We start from the raw sequence: 9,150 nt of genomic DNA on the forward strand, positions 1-9,150 counted from the left end.
ATCAAAATCTTTTAAAGCACAAATGCGATAAAGAACTATAGTATTTCGAGAAAGAGCATGTTTAAAATGATGATTTTAGTGAGTGATTAAACCACGTCTTAAAAAAACATGCGATCCTTTAAAGCCTTTCAAAAGATGGCTTGTAACTCATAAGAAATGTTATCAAGATCCTTACGGTTGTTAGTTTTGAGGGTTTTGAGGGTTTTGAGGGTTTTGAGGGTTCCCTTTACCCCCTTTATATATTTTTTTTCAATCAAAAAATAAAAGTTATTATATTTCAATAAGTTATTTTTTAAACAAACAACCTATATCAAGACACAACCTATAAATACAACCCACGGTATATTTTTGAGGGTATTTTGAGGGTTTGAGAAACCTTCAAAACCTATAAGTAATATAAGAAAATGAATATACATAACCCTCTTTAAACAAAGCTTTTGAAAGCTATAAAGCTATCATTTGAGATTGCGATATAATCTTTTAAAGGCAATGTAAAAAAATCTAATTCTGTTTAAGAGTGGATTTCTTATAAATCTTAAAGCAATCCAAAGTACAGTGTTTAAAAGTGCAAATGATTTCTTTTTAGAATAACGCATATAAACACTCCTTTTAAGATGTTATGTAAGCAGTTTATAAAAGGGGTATAGAGCCCCCCTATAGGTATAAGACCTTATACCCCCCTTTGTGAGGTTAATATGCCTATTATCTGAGCATGCCAAATCTATTCAGTTTCTCTCATTTCTAATTTTGGTAAGTTTTTAACGATTTTCATTGTCTCTAAACTTACAGTAATAACCCTTTGAAATAATTCTAGAGGATAGGCAGGGTTGCCAATGGTTTCAACAGCATAACGATTGGCATCATTAACAATGCCACTCTTTTTATCAGTCTTAACGCATTGACGCCCCATAACCCATTCAAGAGCTGGCTTGCCATTGACGATATATTCATAAGTTTCAAGAGGGATATCTGTTATTGTGATATTGCTATTGTAAATAACAGTGGTTTTATCCTTTTTCTTACTATCCTTAATGTTTGCGAATTTCATTTCAGTCACATAATAAAACTTTTCTGGATTAGAGATGTCAGTTAATTTTGGATTACCCTTTTTAAAGGTCACTGGATAAGGCTCCACATCTTCATAGTTTACATGCAAATGACCCAGTTCACGCCCTGCTGTTACAAATTTCCAAAAATCCTCAGCACTCTTTACACAAGGGATACGAGGCAATTCTTTAGAGAGGTTATCAGCATAACGAGCGCGATAATCTTCTGAATGTAAAATCCCATAAACGTAATAAAACAAATCTTCTTTAGTGAGTGTTTCATTCGGATAAGCCGCCTCAAAATGTGCTAATCCCTCATCCGTAATGGCATCACGGCGTTGTAAGCCAGTACTTTTATTTTCTTCTGTAGAATTCGTAAATAAATGGGATTGTTCCTCACTTTTACTTTTTAAGACCGTAGTATCTTCATAAATATATCTTGGAAAGCATTGACTAGTATCTATTGCGTGAAGATTGGGCAAATCTTTAGCCATAAGTACAGAAAAACCCGATTGGGTTCCAGTACCTGTAACTTGTATTACCTTATTTTCAACCGCTTTTCCCATAGGAAATATCCGCGGCATTTGATAAACCATTTCATTGAATGTGCGACTATAATAGAGCCACTGTCGTGTAAATGGACGATACAAACTTTGCGTAATGCATGTAGTCTCAAATTCAAAAATCTTTCCTTTTGTCAAATCTTGTTTAAGTGCACGGCTCCAACTAATTTTACTCTCATCCGTATTGATAAAATTATTTACAGCCTTTGCACGTGCTTTATGATCAGCTTGTAAATAAGCATCATTAAACCGTTCCACTTCGCTGTTATAGAAGGCAATCATATTACTCATGTTCTTCTTTAAAGTTTCACGGCTTGAGTTATACGCCCACGCATCACGATTGGTTACGACTCCAAGAGAAAACGTTTCAAAGAGCTTTTTATTATTTCCCTTCTTATCGCCTATTGTTAAAAAATCTTTGAAACTGTCATCACGTTGATTGATCCAATCTCCATGCTCGTCTGGTGTAATTATTTTCCAACCTGATTTATTTGTGATGCCACCAACACTACCAACGTATTGAAGCATCTCAAGTTTTTTTTCGGTAGAAAGATTATCACCAATATCATGATAGTAAATCTTACACGGTTGTTGTTTATTTGGATTGCGCACAAAAATCGTTACAGCTATTCCGTTTTGGCTTCCAGAACCAAAAACATTGCCTCCTTCCTTTGATAGCTCTTTTGATTTTATATTTTTTCGGATATCACCACGAAGATTAATGATATAAATAGAAGAATATTCATTCTGTAAGCATTTTCGCATGCCATCAGCAAATGTTTTATCTACCCATCCATTTCCAGAAATATAGGCAACAACACCACCTTGAGAACTTAAGCGATTACTTGCCCACCTAATTGCTCGAATATAGCTATCATAGAGATTTCTTTTTAATATTGCTTGTGATTTAAGTGCGTACGTATTTTGGATGCTTCTATCAAGTATTTCATATTCTACATTTGCATTATTATCATTCTCACTTCTTTGACCCGTTGAATAAGGAGGATTGCCAAAGATAACTTCAATATTGAGATTTTTCTGGTATTCCAAATATTCACTGTTTTCTTTAAATAGTTTTTGTAATAAGTCTTTCTTTTCAAGCATCCGAAACGTATCAGCCAAACCAATATGCTTAAAAGGAATATACTCACCTTTCATAAGACTATGGTAAGTCGATTCAATGTTAATGGCAGCAATGTAATAGGCTAAGAGAACAATCTCATTGGCATGAATATCATGACGGAACTTATATTCCATATCCTCTGGTTTTATGAGATTAGATTGTAACAACCGTGTGATAAAGGTACCCGTTCCAGTGAAAGGGTCAAGGATAGAGACGCCACGTGACCCTAAGCTTTTTCCAAACTCATTGCGTAAGACATCATCAACAGAATGAATGATAAAATCTACAACCTCAACGGGGGTATAAACAATCCCAAGCCTATCCGTGGTTTTCTTAAATGCCTTGGCAAAAAAATCTTCATAAAGTTTGATAATAAGGTTCTGTCTTGCTTGGGGGGAGGTAATTCCAGAGGCACGGAACTTTACGCTGTCATAAAACTCTTGTAATTCTTGAGATACCTCTTCAATATTGGTTTTATCGAGTTCTGTTAAGATTTTTTCCATTGCTTGTGAGATAGCATTGTTTTGCACAAATTCATTGCCCTCAAACAAAGCTTCAAACACGGGACGCGTCACAAGATGTTGTCCTAACATCTCAAGCGCTTCCTCTTGTTTGATTTCACTGTTTAAGTTGTTTTTTAGTTCTTTATAAAAACTCTCAAAAGCATGAAAAGCTTCACTGGTTTCATCAGAAAGTATACCTTTAAGACGATTGATATGGTTTTGAGCAATCTCAGCAACATTGTTCGCCCAAATGCCCCAGTAATCGGCAAGGGTAAATTTCTTAGCCAAAAGGGTTTTAAGGGCATTGGGAAACTCTTTATAAAAAGGTAATCTTCCTGTAACACTATGAATATAGCGTTGTGGTTCATAAGCGGCTTTTCCAATCTCAAGCCCTGTGCTTTCTGGTTTCTCATAAACATGGATTTTATCTTCAACCGTGGTCATACTCTTTAAGGCAACAACCTCTAAAGTATGACTTACGTCTTGATCTAAAATCATCTGGTTAAGGGTTACTTCAAAGTTTTCATCATGGGAAAGCAAAGCATTGATCACTTGCCAGACAACACTGTATCTCTTGTTGTATTTTAAAGCCTCTTCAGCAGAAATCCCAGCAGGAACCCCAACGGGTAAAATGATATAACCTCTTTTCTTACCCTTGGCACGACGCATGATACGCCCCACCGCCTGTATCACATCCACTTGGCTTTTGCGTGGGTGTAAAAACATGATCGCATCAAGAGCAGGAACATCTACTCCTTCAGAAAGACATCTTACATTGGTGAGCACACGGCAGACATGCTCCCCCGCATCTTCCTTTAACCAATCAAGGGCTTCATTGCGCTTCTTGGCACTTTGTGTTCCATCAATATGCGCAAAGGTACACTGAAGAGGTGGGGTCTCTTTATAAAGCTTATGAAGATCAGACAATTCTTTCTGTATTTCTGGAGAATTGAATGTATCACGGATACGTTCAGAGGTCTTAATATCTCTACAAAAAGCCAAAGCCCGTCGCATAGGGTTAGGGTCATCACTCAGATCAACTTTTAGATCTATTTTGCTAAGAGCTTGATAACAGCCGATGATCTTGGTTTTATCATCAAGAGTAAGTTCATAATTCTCATCGATCATCAGATGTTGAATGGATTCACTCACTTCCTCTTCATTAACACCCAAGATAATAATCTTATAAGGAACTAAGAGTTCATTCTTAACGGCTTTTGAGAATGTATAGGTGTAAAGATTTTTTCCATAGAGGGCTTCATCATCCATAGACGCTAAAATGCCATTCATTTCATGGGCTTGTTTTTTAGCATGATCAGCAAAGATCTTGGGCGTTGCTGTCATATACAGACGTTTTTTACCTCGAATGATGCTGTTATCATGAACCTTGATAAATTCAGATTCATGCTTGTCTGTTCCCAATACAACACCAGTTGTTCTATGCGCTTCATCACAAATGATTAGATCAAATTCGGGTAAATCATGGTCTTTTTGTGCATCGGAAATCACTTGAATGGAATGGTAAGTCGAAAAGACCACGGTCATCACATCAAGAGAGGTTTTATTGGCTTTACGTGCAAGCTCTTTTGCATCCGTTGTAGCAGGCAAGGCAAGATCAGAGGTATCCAGACCAGCCTCATCATCATGTTTACTTTTACGACGCTTTCCTACTTGTGTATCTGAACATACCGCAAAGGAACGCAAGGGCACTTCTGTATCAAGGGTCCATTCACGGATTGTTTGTGACATCAAAGCAAGGGAAGGCACCAAAAACAACACACGCTTGCCTTTTCCTGCTATGGTTTCTGCTATCTTAAGGCTTGTGAAAGTTTTTCCCGTACCACATGCCATAATAAGCTTGCCACGGTCTGCTTCTTGTAAACCTTCACAAACAGCTTTCAGTGCTTCTATCTGATGATCTAAAAGATTTTTTTTAGATTGCTCTTTAAGGGTCGCTTCACCTTTTTCTTTATATGCCCCCCAATCGATTTGACTGTTCTCTAAATCAAAAAGGTTTATGCGTTGAATACGAACCTCTTGCCCCTCACAAGTCAGTTCAACATTGTCACTCCAATCTGTTTCGGTGCTATCAACCAGAATACGACGGGTGAAGATCTTTTTGCCAGAAGCTGCTATAAAACTATCAATATCTTCTTTTTTAATACAATGAGAAGCATCATAGCATTTACATTGAATAGCCGCATAACCTCCTTGATCACGGATTGTAGCGACCAGATCAATGCCGATATCACGTCCATCTTCATCATGCTCTTTTGCCCATTCACAATAGGTTTGAACCTTTTCGTATTCCTGCTTTTGTAAAGGGTCGTTTGTCAAATAAGCTTTTACAAGGTTTTCAAACAGCGTTCCCAATTCACGGGGTGATTTAGCTTGTTTGCGATAATATTCTAACAGAGAGCGTAAAGTGACATGTTCATTATCATAATGATGAAAGTGAGGCATATTACAACAGAGCTCCGTTTTCTTATTATTGGATTAATTCTTATCAAAAGAATCAAAACGCAGCTTATTAAATCCATTTCGAATGAATAGTATGAAAAATGCGGAAAATACTAAAAAGCAGATAATTTTTTTTAAAAGATTTTTTAAAGGCTGTTTATCCACAGGCTATGAGAGAGATCAGATCAGCAAAATAGTGAAATTTACTATTCGTTTGACGTGTTAATCAAGACAAATGCACCATGGGTTTTAAAATATCAGAATAAGTATTTTGATAGATTTTATAGATAGGTTTTGTAGGTTCTTAAAACCCCCAAAACCTCCAAAACTAATGATGGAGAGTGCTTTGAAGGTTCACTGTTATATTGTTTAATCTTTCATAAGATTTTCAAATCGCCTCAGTGTGATGTTTTATGACTTTTCACTAAAGGATGCCATTCATACCGTCTATCAGGACGCCGACCTAATTTATTCCCTTTTATAGGAAATTCACGAATATAGTTACAACGATATAAAAGCTCTAAAGCTTTCTTAACGGTTTGATTGTCTGTTAAACATTTCCAATCACGTTTATAAACATCCCTAGCTGTAATAACATCGGGCAAATGATCACAGCGTTCAACAATCAATTTTGCACGCTCTGCTGTTAATGTATCCCCCGCCGCATAAAGTCTTTTGACATGACTTAACAGATATTTTTCCCAACGCAATGCTGTTGTAATGGCATAGAGACCAATTTCAAAACTACCACTATCAAGAAGTTCAAAAATCAATGCAAGGGTTGGTATGGTTTTATTCATTTTCAAAAGATGCGCTTGTAAACTTGCAGAGAAATGACCTCTTTCTGATATGTTAAAAGCCTATAGTGCATTTGTCTTAATTACCACATTAAACGATAGGCAAAATGGTTTTTTGTTAAAGGAAAAAGCAAAAAAGAAATAACACTAACCATTTCAGATTTTCATAATGAAAGAAAACTTTTTAGTTTTTCTATTCATGATGAAAATATATTTCAAACAATAATGAATATATTTTCAATTAATTTAAGTGATTCACAATTACATTTCATATTGCTATGAAGAATACAAACAGCACTAAGAAAATGAGAAATGAAGATTTTTTTGATTGAACGAAGAAAGAAACCAGCAGGGATATCTCATTTGACAGTTTTTCCCTTCAAAAAAGCTATATAAACGAGAGATTTTCATTTAATCATTACGTTTAAAGATGTGTGAATAAATTAATGTAAAAAGCTTTGTTATGAGTACTTTATTGAGTTAGAAATCTATACCAATAGCTTTGGCTTGCATTTTTTCGTAAAGCTTGCGCATAACCACCATATTTTCTTTACGCACATCAATAATTGATTTTTCAATTGACGTTAAACGAGATTTATCTAAGTTTCCTAACCGTGCATAATGGGATGCTATTGCTTGACGTGCTTCATCGTAAGGCAATTCGCCTTTACGATTTTTGGGTAAACTATAAACTTCATTTACCGTCTTATATTGCGCAGGATCATTAACAAGGATTACGTGCTTTTTAATAACATCTATTTCCGTTAATGCTGTTTTAAGACTATTAATCATAGCCTTACTATTGGCATATCTCAGCAAATCGTTTTCTACAAGACTACGTTCCGTACCAAGAAGTGATGATAAATCACCACTTTTTCCAATGTTACGAAGATAACTACACAAATCACTCCGCACACCATGTAGTTTTTTGGTCATTAATGCTTCATCAAGACTTTTTACATAGTTATTTTCGCGAACAAAAATACGTTCTAACTCTTCAAATTCATTAGAAATGATGATCTCCTATAATAACATCTTTATCTAACCAATCGGGACCATATTCTTTATCAGCATCTTTAGTAGAAAATCCCATATCACGAATAAATTGCGCTCCATGTTGCTTTTTAAGAAACAAAAGTGTATGCGCTGGAGGTTCAGTCATTGCCAACCATTCCCACGCTGCTTTGCTATCGTTAGCACGGTCAGCCGCTTCTGATTCAGCAGTATAAATACAGTTTTGATCTAAACCGCCTGCTCGTAACTCCTCACGTTCAACATCTGTCATATAACTTTTGGGTAATTTCTTTTGCATAGGAAATTCCTTTCTGTAATCTGTCTTGAAATATTAATCTAATGGTTAAATCTGATCAATCAAATTTCCTATGAAATTTTCAATTTGTTGTTGAAATGAAAATAAGATATCTGTTTTTAGCTTTGAACATTTTGATTGGTATCAAAGAAAATTATCATTTTTATACTAATATATACACTTAATTGATGATCTTTATTGAAAGTGTCAAAGTTTTACGCATATTTACGAGTTTCTCTTGATGGACAAGATACAGAAAATAAAAAACTTGGATTGTTAGAATATGCTAACAAAAATGGTTTTGCTTCACTCCATATTGGAGAGAAACTATAAATAGAAGGGAAGCTTGGTGCTTTAATCGAAAGAACAGAGCAGTGGAATTGTTATTGATGCTTAAATTTTCTCATATAGCGGATTTTTCTTTTAATGTTTTAGAAATTCTTAAATCTGCTAGTGAGCGTAATTTATAAGATACGCCAATTTATTTAGAGATAAGCTAGGCAGCCTATCATCATAAGCAGGACAACGGGCTATCCCATAATATCCATGCCAAACCCCTGGCACAGCACGTGTAATGCCCTGCGCATTCTTAAAAAAACACATCATTTTTTATCCTATGATTATTGCACCATAGGACGGATTATGCTAAACTTTAGGGTGATGAGTTTGAGAAAGCCTTGTCCGTCCTTACGTGACAAGGTTTTCTTTTTATGCCGCGTCGTTATAACGTTGCTGTTTTGCTTGCTCGATGACATTGATAAGATCCGATTGTAACCAACGCGATAAAAAGCCAAATTTTAAAGGTTTTGGGAGAGAACCATTGGTAACATAACGGCGAAATGTTGAAACACTCATATGAAGCAATTTTGCGCTTTCACGGTCTGTCAAAAGAATATCATTTTCTGTCATAATAAAATCCTTTCTATCAAAAAATGAGAACAAATCATAACTATTTATTAACCACATTTTGGTTCATTTAGAAAGATGTTTTATTCATAGAAAACAATATTTTATCATATAATTTCTTATGTGATAATTTATGAATCTTATTGAGAAAGAATGAGAGAGAAGAGAGCTAAAGTTATCCACAGATCATGGGGTTATTCACCCCATATCTTAAGATTGACCGGTGACATAAGCCGCCCATTTATCCATATAGACACGGCGCTGTTCTAGATAGTCAGTGCGACGATAGGCACGCTCTACTTGTCCTCCTACCGTATGACTTAGAATGGTTTCAGCGACCTCATAGGGGGCATCGGTTGTTTCAGCAAGCCAATTGCGTAAACTAGAACGAAATCCATGCGGGCAGGCGTTTAGTCCAGTTTTTTGCATGCATTGGGACATAC

Annotated in this window: 5 protein-coding genes and 3 pseudogenes; 1 reads left to right on the forward strand and 7 read right to left on the reverse strand. The window is 35.7% G+C overall.

Annotated elements, in window-relative coordinates; genetic code table 11:
- Positions 1 to 721: 721 nt before the first annotated feature.
- The 4 genes and pseudogenes from QWU_RS06110 to QWU_RS06130 form a co-directional block, all read right to left on the reverse strand.
- A complete protein-coding gene (locus QWU_RS06110) occupies positions 722 to 5,698 on the reverse strand; it encodes a DEAD/DEAH box helicase (protein WP_017196400.1) in 4,977 nt (1,658 codons plus the stop codon).
- Positions 5,699 to 6,093: 395 nt separating this feature from the next.
- A pseudogene (locus QWU_RS06120) lies at positions 6,094 to 6,534 on the reverse strand (YfjI family protein); the annotation flags it as partial.
- Between the two features lie 438 nt (positions 6,535 to 6,972).
- Entirely contained in the window at positions 6,973 to 7,428 is a 456-nt protein-coding gene (locus QWU_RS09265) for a hypothetical protein (protein WP_017196403.1), read from the reverse strand.
- 70 nt (positions 7,429 to 7,498) lie between these two features.
- Positions 7,499 to 7,804 (reverse strand): hypothetical protein, encoded by a 306-nt coding sequence (locus QWU_RS06130; RefSeq protein ID WP_017196404.1) that lies wholly within the window; start codon positions 7,802 to 7,804, stop codon positions 7,499 to 7,501.
- Positions 7,805 to 8,005: 201 nt separating this feature from the next.
- Here QWU_RS06130 and QWU_RS10365 point away from each other — a divergent pair.
- Positions 8,006 to 8,268, forward strand: a pseudogene (locus tag QWU_RS10365) (recombinase family protein); the annotation flags it as partial.
- Here the strand turns inward: QWU_RS10365 and QWU_RS10145 are convergent.
- The 3 genes and pseudogenes from QWU_RS10145 to QWU_RS06145 form a co-directional block, all read right to left on the reverse strand.
- Entirely contained in the window at positions 8,252 to 8,407 is a 156-nt protein-coding gene (locus tag QWU_RS10145) for a hypothetical protein (protein ID WP_169313102.1), read from the reverse strand. The pseudogene QWU_RS10365 and the gene QWU_RS10145 sit on opposite strands and share 17 nt — an antisense overlap.
- A 102-nt stretch (positions 8,408 to 8,509) precedes the next feature.
- Positions 8,510 to 8,710 carry a helix-turn-helix transcriptional regulator gene (locus QWU_RS06140; RefSeq protein ID WP_017196406.1) on the reverse strand — a complete coding sequence of 67 codons (201 nt, stop codon included), beginning with the start codon at positions 8,708 to 8,710 and terminating at the stop codon, positions 8,510 to 8,512.
- A 207-nt stretch (positions 8,711 to 8,917) separates the two neighbouring features.
- Positions 8,918 to 9,150: pseudogene (locus QWU_RS06145) on the reverse strand (hypothetical protein); the annotation flags it as partial.

It is taken from the genome of Bartonella birtlesii IBS 325 (assembly GCF_000273375.1).
Lineage (GTDB): Bacteria > Pseudomonadota > Alphaproteobacteria > Rhizobiales > Rhizobiaceae > Bartonella > Bartonella birtlesii.

What these genes read in the sequence shown, in the direction of transcription:
- QWU_RS06140 (WP_017196406.1), bottom strand. Translation starts at nt 8,710, where the DNA reads ATGACAGAAAATGATATTCTTTTGACAGACCGTGAAAGCGCAAAATTG.
- QWU_RS10145 (WP_169313102.1), bottom strand. Translation starts at nt 8,407, where the DNA reads ATGATGTGTTTTTTTAAGAATGCGCAGGGCATTACACGTGCTGTGCCA.
- QWU_RS06110 (WP_017196400.1), bottom strand. Translation starts at nt 5,698, where the DNA reads ATGCCTCACTTTCATCATTATGATAATGAACATGTCACTTTACGCTCT.
- QWU_RS06130 (WP_017196404.1), bottom strand. Translation starts at nt 7,804, where the DNA reads ATGCAAAAGAAATTACCCAAAAGTTATATGACAGATGTTGAACGTGAG.
- QWU_RS09265 (WP_017196403.1), bottom strand. Translation starts at nt 7,428, where the DNA reads ATGACCAAAAAACTACATGGTGTGCGGAGTGATTTGTGTAGTTATCTT.